The organism is Pseudomonas sp. Sample_21 (assembly GCF_004307525.1).
Taxonomy (GTDB): domain Bacteria; phylum Pseudomonadota; class Gammaproteobacteria; order Pseudomonadales; family Pseudomonadaceae; genus Aquipseudomonas; species Aquipseudomonas atacamensis.
On sequence record NZ_RCNZ01000141.1, the window covers coordinates 18,172 to 36,651 of the forward strand.

At 60.0% G+C, this 18,480-nt stretch carries 23 protein-coding genes and 1 tRNA gene; 13 read left to right on the forward strand and 11 right to left on the reverse strand.

Annotated elements, in window-relative coordinates; genetic code table 11:
- Positions 1 to 81: 81 nt before the first annotated feature.
- On the forward strand, positions 82 to 312 hold the full coding sequence (locus D8U71_RS27555; RefSeq protein ID WP_024013477.1) for a hypothetical protein: 231 nt from the start codon (positions 82 to 84) through the stop codon (positions 310 to 312).
- Between the two features lie 131 nt (positions 313 to 443).
- On the opposite strand, the gene D8U71_RS27565 is transcribed toward D8U71_RS27555, so the two are convergent.
- Positions 444 to 1,346, reverse strand: coding sequence for a DMT family transporter (locus D8U71_RS27565; RefSeq protein WP_177434949.1), 903 nt, complete (start codon positions 1,344 to 1,346; stop codon positions 444 to 446).
- 101 nt (positions 1,347 to 1,447) lie between these two features.
- Between D8U71_RS27565 and D8U71_RS27570 the strand changes: the two genes are divergently transcribed.
- Positions 1,448 to 2,314 carry a LysR substrate-binding domain-containing protein gene (locus D8U71_RS27570; protein ID WP_130889166.1) on the forward strand — a complete coding sequence of 289 codons (867 nt, stop codon included), beginning with the start codon at positions 1,448 to 1,450 and terminating at the stop codon, positions 2,312 to 2,314.
- Between the two features lie 219 nt (positions 2,315 to 2,533).
- Here the strand turns inward: D8U71_RS27570 and yegQ are convergent, their stop codons facing one another.
- The gene (gene yegQ, locus D8U71_RS27575) at positions 2,534 to 3,862 is read right to left on the reverse strand and encodes a tRNA 5-hydroxyuridine modification protein YegQ (RefSeq protein ID WP_130889167.1); all 1,329 of its coding nucleotides are present in this window, start codon (positions 3,860 to 3,862) and stop codon (positions 2,534 to 2,536) included.
- 156 nt (positions 3,863 to 4,018) lie between these two features.
- On the opposite strand from yegQ, the gene D8U71_RS27580 reads away from it, so the two are divergent.
- Positions 4,019 to 5,080 (forward strand): AI-2E family transporter, encoded by a 1,062-nt coding sequence (locus tag D8U71_RS27580; protein WP_024013473.1) that lies wholly within the window; start codon positions 4,019 to 4,021, stop codon positions 5,078 to 5,080.
- Here D8U71_RS27580 and D8U71_RS27585 read toward each other — a convergent pair.
- From D8U71_RS27585 to D8U71_RS27595, 3 genes are all read right to left on the reverse strand, one after another.
- Positions 5,077 to 5,259 carry a hypothetical protein gene (locus tag D8U71_RS27585; RefSeq protein ID WP_016770690.1) on the reverse strand — a complete coding sequence of 61 codons (183 nt, stop codon included), beginning with the start codon at positions 5,257 to 5,259 and terminating at the stop codon, positions 5,077 to 5,079. The genes D8U71_RS27580 and D8U71_RS27585 overlap by 4 nt on opposite strands.
- Positions 5,260 to 5,362: 103 nt before the next feature.
- Positions 5,363 to 5,557, reverse strand: a complete 195-nt coding sequence (locus tag D8U71_RS27590; RefSeq protein ID WP_016770691.1) for a hypothetical protein — start codon at positions 5,555 to 5,557, stop codon at positions 5,363 to 5,365.
- Between the two features lie 229 nt (positions 5,558 to 5,786).
- On the reverse strand, positions 5,787 to 6,167 hold the full coding sequence (locus D8U71_RS27595) for a hypothetical protein (protein WP_024013471.1): 381 nt from the start codon (positions 6,165 to 6,167) through the stop codon (positions 5,787 to 5,789).
- Positions 6,168 to 6,410: 243 nt separating this feature from the next.
- Here D8U71_RS27595 and D8U71_RS27600 point away from each other — a divergent pair, with 243 nt between their 5' ends.
- A complete protein-coding gene (locus D8U71_RS27600) occupies positions 6,411 to 7,229 on the forward strand; it encodes a shikimate 5-dehydrogenase (protein ID WP_071172956.1) in 819 nt (272 codons plus the stop codon).
- A 186-nt stretch (positions 7,230 to 7,415) separates the two neighbouring features.
- Complete coding sequence (locus D8U71_RS27605) at positions 7,416 to 7,934, forward strand: cupin domain-containing protein (protein WP_130889168.1); 519 nt, start codon at positions 7,416 to 7,418, stop codon at positions 7,932 to 7,934.
- Positions 7,935 to 8,066: 132 nt separating this feature from the next.
- On the opposite strand, the gene D8U71_RS27610 is transcribed toward D8U71_RS27605, so the two are convergent.
- Positions 8,067 to 8,711 (reverse strand): DUF480 domain-containing protein, encoded by a 645-nt coding sequence (locus D8U71_RS27610; protein ID WP_041477166.1) that lies wholly within the window; start codon positions 8,709 to 8,711, stop codon positions 8,067 to 8,069.
- Between the two features lie 125 nt (positions 8,712 to 8,836).
- Here D8U71_RS27610 and D8U71_RS27615 point away from each other — a divergent pair, with 125 nt between their 5' ends.
- Positions 8,837 to 9,346, forward strand: coding sequence for a DUF1993 domain-containing protein (locus D8U71_RS27615; protein ID WP_130889169.1), 510 nt, complete (start codon positions 8,837 to 8,839; stop codon positions 9,344 to 9,346).
- Between the two features lie 158 nt (positions 9,347 to 9,504).
- Here the strand turns inward: D8U71_RS27615 and sstT are convergent, their stop codons facing one another.
- Positions 9,505 to 10,737 (reverse strand): serine/threonine transporter SstT, encoded by a 1,233-nt coding sequence (gene sstT, locus D8U71_RS27620; RefSeq protein ID WP_110600731.1) that lies wholly within the window; start codon positions 10,735 to 10,737, stop codon positions 9,505 to 9,507.
- A 307-nt stretch (positions 10,738 to 11,044) separates the two neighbouring features.
- Here sstT and D8U71_RS27625 point away from each other — a divergent pair, with 307 nt between their 5' ends.
- Positions 11,045 to 12,202 carry an MFS transporter gene (locus D8U71_RS27625; protein ID WP_024013467.1) on the forward strand — a complete coding sequence of 386 codons (1,158 nt, stop codon included), beginning with the start codon at positions 11,045 to 11,047 and terminating at the stop codon, positions 12,200 to 12,202.
- Here D8U71_RS27625 and nhaR read toward each other — a convergent pair.
- Positions 12,197 to 13,096: a transcriptional activator NhaR gene (gene nhaR / locus D8U71_RS27630; protein WP_130889170.1), complete on the reverse strand. Its 900-nt coding sequence runs from the start codon at positions 13,094 to 13,096 to the stop codon at positions 12,197 to 12,199. The two genes, D8U71_RS27625 and nhaR, sit on opposite strands and share 6 nt — an antisense overlap.
- 133 nt (positions 13,097 to 13,229) lie before the next feature.
- Between nhaR and D8U71_RS27635 the strand changes: the two genes are divergently transcribed.
- Both D8U71_RS27635 and D8U71_RS27640 read left to right on the forward strand, forming a co-directional pair.
- Positions 13,230 to 13,472 carry a hypothetical protein gene (locus D8U71_RS27635; protein WP_024013465.1) on the forward strand — a complete coding sequence of 81 codons (243 nt, stop codon included), beginning with the start codon at positions 13,230 to 13,232 and terminating at the stop codon, positions 13,470 to 13,472.
- A gap of 29 nt (positions 13,473 to 13,501) precedes the next feature.
- Positions 13,502 to 14,251, forward strand: coding sequence for a TerC family protein (locus D8U71_RS27640; RefSeq protein WP_016775343.1), 750 nt, complete (start codon positions 13,502 to 13,504; stop codon positions 14,249 to 14,251).
- Positions 14,252 to 14,377: 126 nt separating this feature from the next.
- On the opposite strand, the gene D8U71_RS28445 is transcribed toward D8U71_RS27640, so the two are convergent.
- Positions 14,378 to 14,545, reverse strand: coding sequence for a hypothetical protein (locus D8U71_RS28445; RefSeq protein WP_024013464.1), 168 nt, complete (start codon positions 14,543 to 14,545; stop codon positions 14,378 to 14,380).
- A 235-nt stretch (positions 14,546 to 14,780) separates the two neighbouring features.
- Between D8U71_RS28445 and D8U71_RS27645 the strand changes: the two genes are divergently transcribed.
- The 3 genes from D8U71_RS27645 (at position 14,781) to D8U71_RS27655 (ending at position 15,968) form a co-directional block, all read left to right on the forward strand.
- Positions 14,781 to 15,452: a peptidase C39 family protein gene (locus tag D8U71_RS27645; protein ID WP_024013463.1), complete on the forward strand. Its 672-nt coding sequence runs from the start codon at positions 14,781 to 14,783 to the stop codon at positions 15,450 to 15,452.
- Positions 15,453 to 15,542: 90 nt separating this feature from the next.
- Positions 15,543 to 15,749 carry a DUF6021 family protein gene (locus tag D8U71_RS27650; RefSeq protein ID WP_024013462.1) on the forward strand — a complete coding sequence of 69 codons (207 nt, stop codon included), beginning with the start codon at positions 15,543 to 15,545 and terminating at the stop codon, positions 15,747 to 15,749.
- A gap of 12 nt (positions 15,750 to 15,761) precedes the next feature.
- A complete protein-coding gene (locus tag D8U71_RS27655; protein WP_016775340.1) occupies positions 15,762 to 15,968 on the forward strand; it encodes a hypothetical protein in 207 nt (68 codons plus the stop codon).
- 54 nt (positions 15,969 to 16,022) lie between these two features.
- Here the strand turns inward: D8U71_RS27655 and pbpG are convergent, their stop codons facing one another.
- Together pbpG and folD are read right to left on the reverse strand one after the other, a co-directional pair.
- On the reverse strand, positions 16,023 to 16,961 hold the full coding sequence (gene pbpG, locus D8U71_RS27660) for a D-alanyl-D-alanine endopeptidase (RefSeq protein ID WP_016775339.1): 939 nt from the start codon (positions 16,959 to 16,961) through the stop codon (positions 16,023 to 16,025).
- A gap of 230 nt (positions 16,962 to 17,191) precedes the next feature.
- A complete protein-coding gene (folD, locus tag D8U71_RS27665) occupies positions 17,192 to 18,046 on the reverse strand; it encodes a bifunctional methylenetetrahydrofolate dehydrogenase/methenyltetrahydrofolate cyclohydrolase FolD (protein ID WP_110600737.1) in 855 nt (284 codons plus the stop codon).
- A 275-nt stretch (positions 18,047 to 18,321) separates the two neighbouring features.
- Here folD and D8U71_RS27670 point away from each other — a divergent pair.
- A tRNA-Arg gene (locus tag D8U71_RS27670) sits at positions 18,322 to 18,398 on the forward strand.
- Positions 18,399 to 18,480: the final 82 nt, after the last annotated feature.

Here is an 18,480-nt window from a genome sequence, read left to right on the forward strand (position 1 = left end):
CTGATCTACCGCACGCCCTCAGCACCCGCGCTTCCAAACAATACGCCCCGGATAATCCGGGCCAGTATTGTGAGGTGCAGCATGGCTGATGACTCGCTTGTTCCCGGTGGCATGGCGCCCACCGACCAGACCCGCCCCGTATCCGGCACCGACGAGCCGACGCTGAGCGATCACGACGCACCGCCGGGCATGGACCCGGGGCGCGATCCACTGAGCGATGCCGACCGCCCGGATGACTGGAAGGATCCGCCGGATGACGACGATGTACCGCCGGCGGACGAGCCGACACCGTTGTCGGATGATATGCGCTGAGGTCTCGATTATTCATTGAGTGGGCCGGCCTCTTCGCGAGCAGGCTCGCTCCCACAATGGATGTATGTACGACACAGATCCACTGTGGGAGCGAGCCTGCTCGCGAAGACGGCATCGGCTTCACAGCAGATTCAAGCCTTGTTCTCAACTGCTCGAACGACGCCAACCCCACGCTCCAGATTCAACGCCAACACACTGATCAACACCACCACCGCTCCCATCAGCACCATCAACGTCGGCCGTTCCCCCAATCCCCACGACGCAATTCCCATGGCCGTCGGCGGTATCAGATACAAGGTCATCGTCGCCCGACTCAAGTCCACATGCTTGAGCACGAAACCCCAGGCCAGATACGCCAGAGCGCTGGGAAACACCCCCAACATCAGCACCGCCCACTGCGCACGCGGCGGCGCCTGCATCACGGCGTCAGCCAGCCCCGGCAGATAAATCAGCAACAGCAACGTCCCCGACCACACCGCGTAGCAGCCCAGACTGAAACCGTCGTAGCGCCGCGCATGATGTTTTTGCAGGGCGAAATAGAGGCTCCAGGAAAGCGCCGCCAACAAGATCAACAAGCCATGGGCATTGATAGCGCCCAGGCCCTTGTCGCCACTGACCACGATCACCACGCCGACAAATCCAAGCAGCACACAACCCCAACGCCAGATGCTGACGCGGTCCTTGAACACAAACCGCGCCAGCAGCGTGCTGAATAACGGGCTCGATTGCGCCAGCACGCTGGAAGCCCCGGCACTGATGCCTTGCTGGCCGATGTTCAACGCGACGTGATGCAGGCTGACGGCAAAGAAGCCCAAGGCAAACAGTAACGGCACATCGCGCCACTGCGGCAGGCGAATGCCTTTGAAAATTGCGATCAGCGCCATCAACAGCGACGCCAGCAGAAAACGCAGCAAGGCCAGATGTCCGGGCTCATACCCTTGCAAGCCGATGTGAATGCCAGTGGGCGAATAGCCCCAGCAGCCGATGACAAACGCCATGGCCAGGATGATTTTGCAGGTAGAAGTGGAAGTCATGATCGAGGCACCAGGGCAGTGGATGCGCCGAGTATCCGGGCGCCCGATAATTCGCCACAACTGACTTATACTGCGCTGACTGTTCACTCAGAGTGATGATTATGGAGCTGGCGCAAATCCGCATGTTCAAGACTGTGGCCGATGCCGGCAGCATTGCCCGGGCCGCCGAAAAGCTGTTCTGCGTGCCGTCGAACATCACTGCGCGGATCAAAGCGCTGGAGGCCGAGTTGGGCGTGGCGCTGTTCTTGCGCGAGGGGCGCGGACTGCGCATCAGCCCGGCGGGGCAGACCTTTCTGGTTTATGCGCAAAAGATTCTGGCGCTGACCGTCGAAGCCAAACGCGCGCTCGACCCGGCCGCCGAGCCGTCCGGACCGCTGCGCATCGGCGCCATCGAGTCTTCGGCGACCGGGCGCTTGCCGCGCCTGCTGGCGAAATTCCACAAGCGCTACCCGCAAGTGGCACTGGAACTTACCACCGGCACCTGGAGCCAGTTGCTCGACGACACCGTCAACCATCGCCTGGATGGTGCGATCGTGGCGGTAGATGTCGAACGTGCTCAGCTCAAACGCACGCCGATGTATCGAGAGGAATTGTTACTGATCGCCTCGACTTCATTCGGCCCGGTGCGTGACATCGCGGATCTGCAAGACAAAACCCTGTTCATGTGGCCACCGGGTTGCCCATACCGCGCGGCACTTGAGCATTGGTTACTGCGCCGAGGGCAGGCGCTGCCGATTGTCAGTCTGGCCAGTTACGGAGCGATTGTCGGCTGCGTCAGCGCCGGCGCGGGGGTGGCGCTGGTGCCCAGGGGCGTGTTCGAGCAGTACGCCAAAGGCGCGGGCTGCGAGGGTTACGAGTTCGCTGAACTGATGGCGATCGAGAATTTGTTTTACTGGCATGAAAACGCCGGCGTGCACCCGGCGCGAGATGCATTTGTGGCGATGTTGCGGGAGGAGTTTGCCCAATAGAAAAGCGGCCCTCACCCCAGCCCTCTCCCGGAGGGAGAGGGGGCCAACCGAGGTGTCTTGCGCCAGACATCGACCTGAAAGTCCGAGCCGCTTATGGATTCACGAGCACAACCAGCGCTGTGTAGTTTGCGGATTCAGCGGTCCCCGTTCAGGTCAGCGTACCTCTGAAATATCCCCCGATCAGTCCCCTCTCCCTCTGGGAGAGGGCTAGGGTGGGATTCAGGTCCGCGGCAAATCCCGCATCAACAACCCAAAGCGCAAGTCCACCGCATCCGGTATCGGCACGTACACCGTATGCCCGTCCCCCAGCGCCACTTCGATCGCTTGGCCGCTGACACTCTGCAATTCATGCAGATCAAAATGGAAATTGCCCTTGGGCGTCATCAGTTCCAGATGATCGCCCACGGCAAAACGATTCTTCACTTTCACCTCGGCCAGGCGGTCCCGGCGCTCGCCGGTCAGCTCGCCAACGAACTGCTGCCGCTCCGACACCGAACTGCCGTGCTGATAGTTCTGATATTCGTCGTGCACATGGCGGCGCAGAAAACCTTCGGTATAGCCGCGCTGGGCCAGCGACTCGAGATCCAGCATCAGGCTGCGATCGAACTCGCGTCCGGCCACGGCATCATCGATCGCCCGGCGATACACCTGAGTGGTGCGTGCGCAGTAGAAATGCGATTTGGTCCGGCCTTCGATCTTCAATGAATGCACGCCCATGCGCGTCAGCCGCTCGACATGCTGCACCGCGCGCAGATCCTTGGCGTTCATGATGTAGGTGCCGTGTTCGTCTTCGAAAGCCGGCATCAATTCATCGGGACGATTGGCTTCCTGCAACAGAAAGACCTGATCGGTCGGTGCGCCGAGGCCTAGCGTGGGCTCGGGTTGAAAGGTCTGGACGATCTCGCCGAGCTGGTTTTGTGTGGCTTCTTGCGCCGTGTACTTCCAGCGGCAGGCGTTGGTGCAGGTGCCCTGATTGGCATCGCGCTTGTTCATGTAACCGGAAAGCAGGCAGCGCCCGGAATAGGCCATGCATAGCGCGCCGTGCACGAACACTTCCAGCTCCATACCCGGCACCTGCTCGCGGATTTCGCCGATCTCTTCCAGCGACAGTTCGCGCGACAGAATGATCCGGCTCAGTCCCTGTTGCTGCCAGAACTCGACGCTCGCCCAATTCACCGTGTTGGCCTGCACCGACAGATGAATCGGCATCTGCGCAAAGTGCTGGCGCACCAGCATGATCAGGCCGGGGTCGGACATGATCAGCGCATCCGGGGCCATCTCGATCACCGGCGCCAGATCCTTGAGAAACGTCTTCAGCTTGGCGTTGTGCGGGGCGATGTTGACCACCACGTAGAAGCGCTTGCCCTGCGCCTGCGCCTCACGGATGCCCAGCGCCAGGTTGGCGTGGTCGAATTCGTTGTTGCGCACCCGCAGGCTGTAGCGCGGCTGGCCGGCGTAGACCGCATCGGCGCCATAAGCGAAGGCGTAACGCATGTTTTTCAGGGTGCCGGCGGGGGCGAGAAGCTCGGGGGCGATGAGAGTCTGCATTTGGGTGTCGGTCGCAAAAGCCGCGCAGGGTAGGGCAGCTGTTGCGAGGGTTTATTGATCTGGATCTATGCTCCATGAATAAACATGGCACTCGCGCGCTCGGCGGCTGACTAAGTGGGGCGGGCGTGCGTGACGCCTGACTGACATGGACCGGATATGAACGAAAAGAGTCTGCAATTCAAATCCCTGACAGTGCTGCTGGTGCTGGTCACGGTGGCTTTTATCTGGATTCTGCTGCCGTTTTACGGCGCGGTGTTCTGGGCTGTGATCCTCGGCATTCTGTTTGCGCCGGTACAGCGCAGGTTGCAGCAGAAGTTCGGCTTGCAACGCAACGTGACGTCGCTGTGCACCTTGAGCCTGTGCCTGGTGATCGCGATTCTGCCGGTGATCATCGTCAGCATCCTGCTGGTGCAGGAAGGCGCGACGGTCTACAAGAACATCGAAAGCGGCGAGCTGGACATCGCTGCGTATCTGGCGCAGTTCAAGCACAGCCTGCCGCCGTACTTTCAGCACTTGCTCGACCGCTTCGGCATGGGCGAACTCGACAGCTTGCGCGAGAAGATCGTCAAAGCGGCGATGCAGGGCAGCCAGGCGCTGGCGACTCAGGCTTTCAGTTTCGGCCAGGGCACGTTCGAATTCGTGGTGAGCTTTTTCATCATGCTGTATCTGCTGTTTTTCTTTCTGCGTGACGGCCCTGAGCTGGCGCGCAAGATGCGCACTGCCGTGCCGCTGGAAGAAAACCACAAGCGCCGCCTGCAACTGAAGTTCAACCGCGTGGTGCGCGCCACGGTCAAAGGCAACGTGGTGGTGGCCGTGACCCAAGGCGCGCTGGGCGGGTTGATTTTCTGGTTTCTCGACATTCCCAGCGCGCTGCTCTGGGCGGTGCTGATGGCGTTTCTGTCGCTGTTGCCAGCGGTGGGCGCGGGGATTGTCTGGGCGCCGGTGGCGGTGTACTTCCTGCTCAGCGGCATGATCTGGCAGGGCGTGGTGCTGGGCTTGTTCGGGGTATTCGTGATCGGCCTGGTCGACAACGTGCTGCGCCCGATTCTGGTGGGCAAGGATACGAAAATGCCCGATTACCTGATTCTGGTTTCCACCCTCGGCGGCCTCGCGGTCTTCGGCCTCAACGGCTTTGTGATCGGACCGCTGATTGCCGCGTTGTTCCTGTCGAGCTGGGCGCTGTTCGTCGAGACCAAGCCCAAGGTGCAGCTGCCTTAGGCATGAAACGTGTTGCTGGCGACCTGTTGCGACAAGGCCTGCGCTGCTGGCAAGGAGGTGAGCGGGCCGCTGATTGGCTCGCCATCGCGCACCAGATACCAGCAAGCGAGCAAACCGGATGCACGCAGCGAAGCGGGAACTGCGCTGCCGATCACCGACATGATTTGAACCTGTGCCATGGGAAAAACTCCATCAAACTGATGGGGCTACCTTAGGGATTTGCCGGCACGACGGACAATCAACGCTTTCGATAGTGGTCATTGATGCCAGTGAGGTCTGGCGTCATTCGACCACTTGATCGAGCATGTGCATGACTTCGCGCTCATTGAGCAGGCCCTTGTGCACGAGGTTTTCGGCGAGCAGGGACAGCAGCTTGGCGCAGCGATGGCCTTCCAGATGCTTGAGCTCGGTAAGTGCGCTGTACACCTTGCTCGAGGTGCACAGACCGACGATGCGGTGCGGGTTTTGTGTGGGCATACAGTCGTCCTTGTTGTTATCGATCTGTTGTTTACGGACGGATTCAGATTGCGGTTCCGTCATGACAAAGCGGTGACCGTTTGATGAAAAAAGCCCGACGGTCGATTCCATCATGCCGACTTTAGCTGGTCGAATTGTCCTCACAGCGACCTTGGCGCGATTTTTTCAGACGTTGCCCGACCAACGGTCATAAAAAAGCCCCGCTCGAAAGCAGGGCTCTGTGTTGCGCTTACCAGCGTGGACCGCCGTAGTAGCCATGCGGGCCGCCGTAGTAGCCGTGGGGGCGACCGTAATAACCACGAGGCGGGCCGTAATAGACGGGGGCCGGTTGCACGTAGACCGGTTGTTGTACATACACCGGCGCCGGTTGGTAGTAAACCGGTGGCGGCGGTTGCTGCACGTAGACCGGTTGCGGCTGCACATAAACCGGTTGTTGCTGCACATACACCGGCCGATCCTGGTTGATCAGTGCCGAGCCGATGATGGCCGAGCCGACGATCGCGCCAAACACTGCAGGGCCCTGCCAGCCATGGCCACCACCCGCTTCAGCCTGACCGGTGACGGCAAGTGCGCCAATCAACAAAGCCATGATGGGAAGTTTACGAATCATGATAAGTCCTCGGTTCTTCGACCCGGCGCCGCGGCCTGAATCAGGCCCACAGTTGTCGCGGGGATACAGCTAAGACAGCAAATTTGCGAAATTCAGCACAGCCGCTGGGTAAATTTTGTGTAAGGTCTGTAGCGGCTTCTTTACCCGGCTGCGCGGCGCCACAGACAAGCCGCAATGATGATTCAGAACCCGGTGGGCTGGCCAATCCCGTCCATCCGAAAGTGCGTTTGAAGGAGAAGTTTCATGCAGATGAACCCGAACAAAGACACCCAACTGTGCATGTCCCTATCGGGGCGGCCGGGGAATTTCGGTCTGCGTTTTCACAACCATTTGTATGAACAGCTGGGCCTGAATTTCTATTACAAAGCGTTCAGCAGCCAGGACCTGACCGGCGCGGTCGGCGGCATCCGGGCACTGGGCATTCGCGGCTGCGGCGTGTCGATGCCGTTCAAGGAAGCCTGCATTGCGCTGGTCGATGAGCTGGATGCGTCGGCGGCGGCGATCCAGTCGATCAACACCATCGTCAACACTGGCGGCCACCTCAAGGCCTACAACACCGATTACATCGCCGTCGCGCAATTGCTGGAAAGCCACGCGGTGCCGAAAGATTCGACCTTCGCCCTGCGCGGCAGCGGCGGCATGGCCAAAGCGGTGGCCAGCGCCCTGCGCGATGGTGGCTACCAGAACGGTTTGATTGTCGCCCGTAACGAGCGGGCCGGACGCGCCCTGGCGGATTCGCTGGGTTATCGCTGGCAGGCCGAGCTGGGTGACGAGCGCCCGCAGATGCTGATCAATGTCACCCCGGTAGGCATGGACGGCGGGCCGGAGGCGGGGCAACTGGCGTTCGAGCCTGAAGTGATCAAAGCGGCTGAGACTGTATTCGACGTGGTGGCGATCCCTTCGGAAACGCCGCTGATCGTGCGGGCGCGGGCCGAGGGCAAGCGCGTGATCACCGGGCTTGAGGTGATTGCTATTCAGGCGCTGGAGCAATTTGTCCTGTACACCGGGGTGCGGCCGAATGAGGCGCAATTTGCGGCGGCGGTGGATTTTGCGCGCAGCTGATTGATCTTTTAGTGGCTGGGCTGGCCTCTTCGCGAGCAGGCTCGCTCCCACAGGTTGAGCTGGAATGCGATTGAATGTGGGAGCGAGCCTGCTCGCGAAGGCGGCGCTGCGGTTCTGGATCACTATCTATAATCCTCGCCAGCACGCACAGACGTGCCACCACAAAAACCTTAACCGAGGCCGCCCATGCATCCGCCCATCCTCAACCTGAACGAGGTCGAACTCGAAGCCCTTCCCGAAGCCCTGGCCCCTGAAGGCGAAACCGCCGGGCGTTATCAGCAGCGTATCGCGCGGATCGGTCAGCAACTGGGTGCGCAGAAACTCGGTTATCGCCTGTATGCGCTGCCAGCGGGCATGCGCGGCAGTCCGTTCCACAGCCATCGGGTCAATGAGGAGATGTTCTACGTGGTGGCCGGGGAGGGCGAGGTGCGGTTGGGAGGCGAGCGTTTTCCGATCCGCGCCGGTGATGTGATCGCCTGCCCACCGGGCGGACCCGAGAAGGCACATCAGATCATCAATACCAGCGCGGGCGAACTGCGTTATCTGGCGGTGAGCACTCAGCAGCAGCCGGAGATCTGCGAGTATCCGGACTCGAACAAGTATGCGGTGATGGATAATTTCGCGGTGGATGCCGACGGCAATGCCTCGGGTTTTGTCGCTGTCGCGCGGCAGGTGGATGGGGTGGATTATTGGGATGGGGAATGAAGCGGGCAGCTGAATATCGCGCAGATCCTGTGGGAGCGAGCCTGCTCGCGAAGGCGGCGGGTCATCCGAGATCGTGGTGACTGACACTACGCTTTCGCGAGCAGGCTCGCTCCCACAATGGCTTTGCGGTGGTTATTCGAGGCGGGCCAGGCGTTCTTCCAGCGCTGCGATCCGCGCTTCCAGTTCCTCGATACGCTCCAGGGAAACGCCAGCGCTCGAGCGCTCCCCAGGATTCTGCCGCGCCGCCAGGATCGCTTCGATATCTGCCGGATCGCCCAAGGCATGGGTGTAGCGATCCTCACGCTGCCCGGCCTGACGCGGAATCAACACCGCCAGGCCGCGTGCGATCAGGCGTTCAAGCTGATGCACGACCTGCTCGGCGTCCTCGAACTCGTGCATGCGTCCGCTGCGGGTCAGCAGTTCGTTGACGGTCTGCGGACCGCGCAGAAACATCAAACCCGTCAGAATCACCTGTGCCGGCACCAGTTCCAGCGCCTTGTCGACCTTGTGCTCCCAGCGGTCGGCACGGCTGCCCATGACCAGCCGGGTGAAACCACGACCTTCCAGTGCCCGCAGGCTCTGCCCGACCTGGCCCTGATTGAGGTTCATCACCGGCTCGCGACTGGTTTTCTGATTGCAGGCCAGCACCAGCGCGTTGAGGGTCAGCGGATAGGTTTCCGGGCTGGTGGCCTGTTTTTCGATCAGCGCACCGAGAATGCGGATTTCCGTGGCATTGAGCCGAGGCTGTTCGGAGGTGGATTCTTGTTCGTTGCTCATCGCGCGTTCCCTCTGCAGTCGAAGCCGCCTAGCCTAATCCTTGCCAAACAAAAGGCAAGCCGTGTGCTCATCAAGCATGGCTATAATCGCCACCACGTATTACCCAGCCATCACATGAGATTGCCATGACCATTTCACTGTACGCCGCATCCGTCCCGGTTTTTCAACAAATGCTCAACGCCCTGAGCGATGTGCTGAAAAAGGCCGAAGCCCACGCCAGCGCGAAAAACATCGACCAGAGCGTCTTCCTGCAAGCGCGTCTGAACCCGGACATGTTCCCGCTGGTGCGTCAGGTGCAGATCGCCGTGGATTTCGCCAAAGGCGTGTCGGCGCGTCTGGCCGAAGTCGAACTGCCGAAGTACGACGACACTGAAACCACCTTCGCCGAACTGCAAGCGCTGATCGCCAAGGTTCTGGCCTTCATTGGCGAGATCAAGCCAGAGCAGATCGATGGCAAGGAAGGCATCGAAATCGTGACCCGTCCGGGTACGCCGAAAGAGAAGCGCTTCAGTGGTCAGGCGTATCTGCTGACTTACGGCCTGCCGCAGTTCTTCTTCCACGTCACCACCACCTACGCGCTGCTGCGTCATAACGGTGTTGAAGTGGGCAAGCGCGATTACATGGGCGCGTTCTAAACACCCGGATACGAAAAAGCCCGCCAAGATTCGCGCCTTGGCGGGCTTTTGTTTTTCTGTGGGAGCGAGCCTGCTCGCGAATGCGGCGTATCAGGCGCTATTAATGCTGAATGTCTCGCCCCTTTCGCGAGCAGGCTCGCTCCCACAAGGTAAGGCGGTTACGCCGTACGCTGAGCCTTCTCTTCCTCGCCCAGGCAAGCTGCCGCTGTAAACAGCACGTCAGTCGACGAGTTCAGCGCGGTCTCCGCCGAATCCTGCAGCACGCCAATAATGAAGCCCACCGCCACGACCTGCATGGCGATCTCGCTCGGGATGCCGAACAGGCTGCACGCCAGCGGAATCAGCAGCAGCGAACCACCGGCCACACCCGAAGCACCACAGGCGCAAATCGCGGCGACGACGCTGAGCAGGATCGCGGTCGGAATGTCCACAGCGATGCCCAAGGTGTGCACCGCCGCCAGGGTCAGCACGGTAATGGTGATCGCCGCACCGGCCATGTTGATGGTCGCGCCGAGCGGGATCGATACCGAGTAGGTGTCTTCGTGCAGGCCCAGGCGCTTGCTCAATTCCAGGTTGACCGGAATGTTCGCCGCCGAGCTGCGGGTGAAGAACGCGGTGATGCCGCTTTCGCGCAGGCACATCAGGGTCAACGGGTACGGATTGCGGCGCAGCTTCCAGAACACGATCAGCGGGTTCATCACCAGCGCGACGAACAGCATGCAGCCCAGCAGCACCGCCAGCAGGTGCGCGTAGCCGAGCAGCGCGCCGAAACCGGAGGTGGCCAATGTCGACGCGACCAGGCCGAAGATGCCCAGCGGCGCGAAGCGAATGACCACACGGACGATCACGGTGACGCCGTTGGACAAGTCACCGAGCACTTCGCGAGTGGTGTCGCCAGCGTGGCGGATGGCAATGCCCATGCCGATCGCCCAGGCCAGAATGCCGATGAAGTTGGCATTCATCAGCGCGCTGACCGGGTTGTCGACGACGCTCAGCAACAGGCTTTGCAGGACTTCGCCGATGCCGCCGGGCGCAGTCACGGCAACGTTCTCGGTCGATAACACCAGATTCGACGGGAACGCCATGCTGGCGACCACGGCCACCACCGCAGCGCTGAATGTACCCAGCAGGTAGAGGAACAGGATCGGGCGGATGTGGGTTTCCTGACCGTGCTTGTGGTTGGCGATCGAGGCCATCACCAGCACGAACACCAGAATCGGCGCCACGGCTTTCAACGCCGAGACAAACACCTTGCCGATGAACGCGGTGGACTTCGCCAGCTCCGGTGCAATCAGGGCCAGGGCAATGCCGGCGATCAGACCAATGACTATCTGGGTCACCAGACTCAGGCGTTTCAGGCGTTGCAGTAACGAAGGGGATGAAGCGGTCATAGCGGCATCTCTGTTTTTTATAGGGTGCGAAGCGTCGTGGGCAGTCACGAAACGCCTGTCGAAGTGACATCAACGCCGCCAAACGGCACGTTGAACAGCTGTACGATTTTCAGGGCGCGGACTTTATCACAGCGTAGGCGTGAACCTTCAGACCTGTGACGATCTGCCACCGGATCGGCCCGGCAGATCGGCAGTTTTGGGCAACTCAGTGCGGACGCAGTCTGTTAAGCTTCGCCATCCTCATTTTCAAGTTCTGCCAGCGGGCCTCCGGGTCATCGCTGGTGTCGTCGTTTTGCTGGAGTTGCGCATGCTGTTGCCTATTCTTCTGTTGTCCGCCGCCGGGTTCACGGTGCTGACCACGGAATTCGTCATTGTCGGCCTGTTGCCGGCGATTGCCCGAGACCTCGAAGTCAGCATCCCGCAAGCCGGGCTGCTGGTGACCTTGTTCGCCTTTACCGTGGCGCTGTTCGGCCCGTTCCTGACCGCGTATTTCGCCCGTTTCGAACGGCGCAAACTGTTCATCAGCATTCTGATCATGTTCGGTCTGGCCAATACCGTTGCAGCGTTGGCGCCGAATATCTGGGTGATGGCCATCGCACGGTTGATTCCGGCGTTGGGTTTGCCAGTGTTCTGGGCATTGGCCAGTGAAACCGCCGTCGACATCGTCGGCCCGGATTTCGCCGGCCGCGCCATCGCCAAGATCGGCTTCGGCATCGTCTGCGCCACTGTGTTCGGCATTCCGGTCGGCACGCTGATTTCCGACGCGTTCGGCTGGCGCAGCGCCTTCGGCATACTGGCGTTGATCGCGTTTGCCAAAGCCTTGCTGCTGTTTGTCTACCTGCCGAAAACCAGTCTGCACCAGCATCAGGTCAGCTTCCGTTCGCAGTTCAAGATCCTGCGCAGCCCGCTGATGCTCGGCCATATCTTGTTGTCGATTCTGGTGTTCAGCGGCATGTTCACCGCTTACACCTACCTTGCTGACATCCTCGAACGACTTGCCGGTTTCAACGGCACCGTGGTCGGTTGGTGCCTGATGGCGTTTGGCGCAGTCGGGCTGATCGGCAACTCGCTCGGTGGGCGAGCGGTGGATCGGCATCCGCTGGGGGCGTCGGTGTTGTTCTGTGCGTTCATGATCGCCGGCATGGTTTCGCTGGTGCCGAACATTCATTCGCCAGTGGGTCTGGCGGTGGCGATGGGCATCTGGGGCGTGACTCAGGCGGCGCTGTTCCTGGTCAGCCATGTGCGCCTGATGAAAGCCGCGCCGGAAGCGCCGGCCTTCGCCGCGTCGCTGAACATCGCCGGGGCCAATCTCGGCATCGGCCTGGGCGCGATGGTCGGCGGCCGGGTGATCGACAGCGCCGGTCTTGGCTTTCTCGGCTTTGCCGCTGCCGGCTTCATTTTGCTTTCGGTGTTCCTCGCCATGGTGCTGATGACGCTCAAACCACGGGAAGTCTGCGCTTCATAACCCGGTAAACAGCTCGCGTCGGGCACCCTCGGTAATCGCTACGATGCCAGGGTGCTTGACCTTGCGCTCCACCGAAATGGCATAGAACGACTCGCTCACCGCGTCGGTCTGGCCGATCAACTCGACGCCGTACTGGCGCTTCACTTCCTCGGCAATCACGCTCGGGCCGATAAAGATCCCGCTGCCGGATTGGCCGAAGGCCTGCATCAAAGCACTGTCATCGAACTCGCCGACAATCTGCGGCTGGATCTGCTGTTCGGCGAACCAGCGCTGCAAACGGCTGCGCACCACGGTTTCCGCGCCGGGAATCAGCAGCGGTGCGCCGTGCAGGCTGCGCGGGAAATCCTGGCCATACTGCGCGGCGAGTTCGGCGGTGGCGAAAAAACTGATCCCGCATTCACCGAGCTTCTGGCTGTAGCCTTTGATGTCCAGATGCGAAGGCATCGGGCTGTCGGAAATAACCAGATCCAGACGCTGAATGGCCAGATCGGCGAGCAGGCGCTCGAGTTTGTCCTCGCGGCAGGTGATGCGCAGCGGCTCGCTCAATTCCATGGTCGGCGCGATCAGGCGATAAACAATGGATTTGGGCACCACGTCGGCCACGCCGACGCGAAAGAGGATCTGCTGCTCGTTGGGCTGCGCACGCAGCATCAGCTCCAGCTCGCCGCCCAACTGAAACATCTGCTCAGCGTAGGGCAGGGCCTGGCGCCCGGCTTCGGTGAGCTCCAACTGGCGGCCAACCCGGCGAAACAAGTCCACGCCATAGGTTTGTTCAAGCAGTGAGATCTGTCCGCTGATGGTCTGTGGCGTCAGGTTCAGCTGCTCGCAGGCGCGGACGATGCTGCCGGTTTTGGCTACAACCCAGAAGTAATGCAGTTGTCGGTAATTGAGCATATCGGTCGCCACTTCGTGAAAACCGAAGTATAGCCGCTAAAAATACGAATTTTCCTGAAGTGTTCATCTCCCTAGAATGCCCAGCCATCGACGGCCGGTGTGTGCGCCTGTCTGTTCATTCGAAGGAAACCTTATGAAATACACATTTCCCGCAGTGATGTTTGCGTCTTTACTGGTTCTGGCCGGTTGTGATCAGGCGGAAAAAAGCGCCCAGCAACTGATGGGCGCGGCGGCTGAAACTGCCAAGCAAGCGATTGACGACACCCATAAAGCCGCTGAGCAAGCGCTCAGTGATGCCACCGGTGGTTTGATCGAGAAAAAAGAAACACCGGAAAAACAAGCGGAAGAATCCGAATCTTCCTCCAAGACCATCTAAACCGTCTTACACAGAGTCAGGACTGACCCATGGAATATCTGTTAGAACTCGCCGCCAGCCCCACCGCTTGGGTTGCTTTGGCCACACTGGTGGTAATGGAAATCGTGCTTGGCATCGATAACCTGATCTTTATTTCGATCCTGACCAACAAGCTGCCCGAACAGCATCGGCAGAAGGCGCGCCGTATCGGTATCGGCATGGCCCTGATTCTGCGTCTGGCGTTGTTGAGCACCATCGCATTCATCGTGCAGTTGACCGAGCCTGTGATCGAAATCCTTGGCCAGGCGTTCTCCTGGAAGGACATGATCCTGATCGCCGGTGGCCTGTTCCTGGTGTGGAAAGCCACGACCGAGATCCATCACAGCATGGACCCGTCGCCGGAAGACCCGAAAACAGCGACTTCGACCGTAACGCTTGGTTTTGCCGCAGCTATCGGTCAGATCCTGATGCTCGACATGGTGTTCTCGATCGACAGCATCATTACCGCTGTCGGCATGACCGAACACTTGCCGATCATGATCATCGCGGTGGTGGTGTCGGTGCTGGTGATGCTGCTCGCGGCTGATCCGCTGGCCAAGTTCATCAACGATAACCCGACGGTGGTCATGCTGGCGCTGGGCTTCCTGATCATGATCGGCATGACGCTGATCGCCGAAGGCTTCGGCGCCCACGTACCGAAAGGCTATGTGTACGCGGCCATGGCGTTCTCGGCGGGCATTGAGGTGTTGAACATGCTGTCGCGCCGGGCGAAGCAGAAGAAGGTTGCTCAGCAGGCGTAATTGCTGAGAACACAAAAAACCGCCTGGGCTGGTTGAGCTCAGGCGGTTTTTTTATTCACCTTTTGCTGAGTTGTCGAGAGCTTGGTGCTGCTGAGCGCTCGCATGAGGGGAAGACCTTGTTGGTCTTCAATGCGCAGCAATGTGCCGCACTGGGTGCTTCTCTGTCTTCTCAACCGGCATCGTCTGCACCGGATGATGATGGCGTCGCGAAATCCGCAGCACGCCCCACAACATGGCAGTCGCCACGGCCAGCCAGCCGGCTATCAACATCACGATGGTCATGGTCAGGCTCATTGGTGCCTCCTCTTCGCCCTGCATCGGGCGCCCGCTTTTCGCAATTCGCTCTATTTCAGTGACAGTCTAGTCAATGGGGTGTTTCAAGCTATTGACCAAAGGTCGTTAGTCACCAATCAGTTTGCTCTATGCAATCGCAGAGTCTGCGGTTTAAGGCTATACCGCAGGCGGGTGCGGCTCTATGATCGCTGGCGTTGCCGGAACACGATGACCGGCGTCTGGAAGAGAGTGATTGATGGTGCAGGTATTTTCTCGAGTGCGCGGAGCGTTGCTTGCCGGCGTTTGCGCGGTGGTGCTGAGCGGATGCGCGGGCAACGTGGCCCCGGAAGTCAAGCGCTTGCCGGAGCGGGTTGAGCTCAGTGGCACCTTCTATCGTGGCGAAGCCAACCAGAGTGGGCCGCAGGTACTCGCCAGTCTGCTGTCGCAACAAGGCATCGTCATCACCCCAGGCCTTCTGGAAAAACCGCTGCACTTGCCGGGCGCTGAGGACAAGCTGCAGCAGAACATGCAGAACCTCGCCCGCGAGTACGGTCTGGTGGTTTATCCGCTCGACAGCAAGCTGCCGGCCTTGCTGACCCAGGTCGCAGCGGGCTACCCGGTCATGGTGCGTTTCAGTGAAGGTTCGGCATTCTGGGCCGAGCCGCGTTACGCGATCCTGTCCGGCTACGATCGCAATAAACAGAAGGTCCTGCTGCGCGCCGGCATGAACCGTCGGCAGTTGATGGATTTCGCCAGCTTTCAAGCAGCGCTCGAAAAGGCCGGTGGCTGGGCGATCCTGATTCAGAAACCGTCGCAGATCCCGGCAGCCGTCGACCGCTCCCGTTGGCTGAAAGCCGCCGATGAACTGGCCCAGGCCGGTGAAGAAAACGCTGCGGCGCAGGCGCGAAAGGCTCTGGCAGCGCAATAAACCTCCGTTCGTCATCTGCCGGGCACGACTGCGCCCGGCCAGCCTCTGAAGATTAATGCCCGTGCTTCGCGGGTGAATCAAGGAGGCAACATGGCAGATTCCCCAAACCCGAAAGGCCCGCACTCGTCCGAACATTCCTCGGGTGATGATCTGGGATTCGATCCGGATTCGCCGGACCTTGACGATCCGCAAGTCGATCCGGTCGGTCCGGCTAAAGCGCCGCTGGATGTCGAGCCCGGTGAAGATCCGAAGAAACCGGCCAAGCCCTATGATCCGTTAGCCGATCTGAAACCTTGATGTGAGGTGCGTATGAGTACCGATTCAAGCTTCGATGACCACAAACCTGACAGCGTGCCGACCACGCCGGAGCCTGAGGTTGATCCGGTGCTGGACCCGGACAGCCCGATGCGTGACCCGCTGGCCCGGCCCAATGTGCTGACGCCGGAGGTTTCGCCAGAGCCGAGCTCGGGCGATGGCATCCCCGATGACGACAAGATGCCGCTGCCCAACGACTGATGCGCAGACGAAAAAAAGCCCCGAAGATTCGGGGCTTTTTCATGAACGCTGGATTTACTTGGCCGCCTCAACCACGCCGCTCTGACGGCTCTTGAGGTTCTTGTCGGCTTTGTATTGCTGTGCCACCGCAGGAACACTGGCGCTGCGCCCGGTTTCCACCCAGCTGCGGATGCGGCTGGCATCGGCAAAATGCGTGTATTTGCCAAACGCATCGAGAATCACCAGGGCGACCGGACGGTTGCCCATCTTCGTCACCAGCACCAGGCAATGGCCGGCCGGGTTGGTGAAGCCGGTCTTGGTGATCTTGATGTCCCAATCGGCCTTATTGACCAAGTGGTCGGTATTGCGGAAGCCCAGGGTGTAGTTGGGCTTGCGGAACGCCACGGTTTTTTCCTTGGTGGTGGTCAGTTGCACCAGAAGCGGTTGCTTGTGCGCAGCCACCAGCAGTTTGCTCAGGTCGCGGGCGGTGGAAACGTTGCGCTCCGACAAGCCGGTCGGCTCGACAAAGTGCGTGCTGGTCATGCCCAGCGCCTTGGCCTTGGCGTTCATTGCCGCGATAAAAGCAGCGTAGCCGCCCGGATAGTGATGGGCGAGGCTGGCGGCAGCGCGGTTTTCCGAGGACATCAAGGCGATCAGCAGCATCTCGCGGCGCGGCAGCTCACTCTTGAGTTTGACCCGGGAGAACACGCCCTTCATTTCCGGAGTGTTCCTGATGTCGACATCGATCCATTCGTCCATGTTCTGTCGAGCTTCTACCACGACCAGGCCCGTCATCAACTTGCTGACGGAAGCGATCGGCACGATCACGTCAGGGTTGCTGGAATAGATGACTTTATTGGTCTGCATATCCATAAGCAGGGCGCTGCCGGACGCGATCTTCAAAGTCGAAGCGTCACGTGGGACAGCGGTGGTTTCCGCAGCGTTGATCGTTGGCGTGATGAATGTGCCTGTAACAGCAAACAACAGGCTCAGAATCGAGAGACGAATTTTCACGCGGGCGAACTCTAAAAGGTTGGATATACCGTTAGTTTGTAACGGGTTATTTCTTAAAACCGGCGCATTTTAGGAGTATGGCTGAAGAACTGTCGATGGTTGTTTGTAAGACCTGAAAATCTCGTGAAAAGGCCTGTTAAAAGAGCGGTTTCCGGCGAACGGTTGAAGTTTTTTCTCAGGCATTAAAAACCCCGCACGAGTCGGGGTTCTGATGCGGCGGAAAAAACCGGTCAGACGTGCAGGGTTTCTGCCGCGTAGAGGGTGTTTTCCAGCAGGCAGGCGCGGGTCATCGGGCCGACGCCGCCCGGTACCGGAGTGATCCAGCCAGCGCGGGGCAGGGCGGTTTCGTAGACGACGTCACCGACCAGTTTGCCGTCTTCCTGACGGTTGATGCCGACGTCGATCACGATCGCGCCTTCCTTGATCCACTCGCCTTTGACCAGGCCCGGTTTGCCGGCGGCAACGACTACCAGATCGGCACGACCGACGTGACCGGCCAGGTCCTTGGTGAAGCGGTGAGTGACAGTGACGGTGCAGCCGGCCAGCAGCAGCTCCATAGCCATCGGGCGACCGACGATATTCGAGGCGCCCACGACTACCGCGTCCATCCCGTAAAGATCAGCACCAGTGCTTTCCAGCAAGGTCATGATGCCTTTCGGGGTGCAGGGGCGCAGGAGCGGGATGCGCTGGGCCAGGCGACCGACGTTGTACGGGTGGAAGCCGTCGACGTCTTTGTCCGGGCGGATGCGTTCCAGCAGCTTGGACGCATCGAGGTGTTCGGGCAGAGGCAACTGCAGGAGCACGCCGTCGATGGCCGGATCGTCATTAAGGCGATCGATCAGATCGGTCAGGGCTTCCTGAGTGGTGTCGGAGGGCAGGTCGTAGGCTTGAGAGAGGAAGCCAACCTCTTCACAGTCTTTACGCTTGTGCGAGACATAAACCTGAGAGGCAGGATCGCTGCCGACCAGGATCACCGCGAGGCCGGGGGTGCGCAGGCCTTGCTGGCGACGCTCGGCAACTCGTTGGGCGATCTGCTGGCGCAGGCTGGCGGCGATCGATTTGCCGTCGATTAGTTGTGCAGTCATTGCGCGTGATTAACCATCGAGAGGGGAAAAAATGAGAACGCATTCTCGCATGTCGAGCGGTGAGGGCAAAGGCGCTTGGTCAGCAAATTCCTCTAACTCCTTTAATTAAATGAATTTTTTTCAAAAAGGATTTGACGACCTTTGGAGCCCTCTATACTATTCGTCGCACTTGTCGGGCACAGCCTAGCACTGGTTAAGAAGGTGGAGCGGAATCAAGGTTCTGCGACGCTGGAAAGCACTTAGTTTGTAGTCCTTTAAGAGTGCAGATTAACAAGGCGCCCGTAGCTCAGCTGGATAGAGCATCCGCCTTCTAAGCGGATGGTCGCAGGTTCGAGTCCTGCCGGGTGCGCCATTAGGCAGCTTTGGCACAAGTAACGCGATATGGTGGGCGTAGCTCAGTTGGTAGAGCACGGGATTGTGACTCCCGTTGTCGT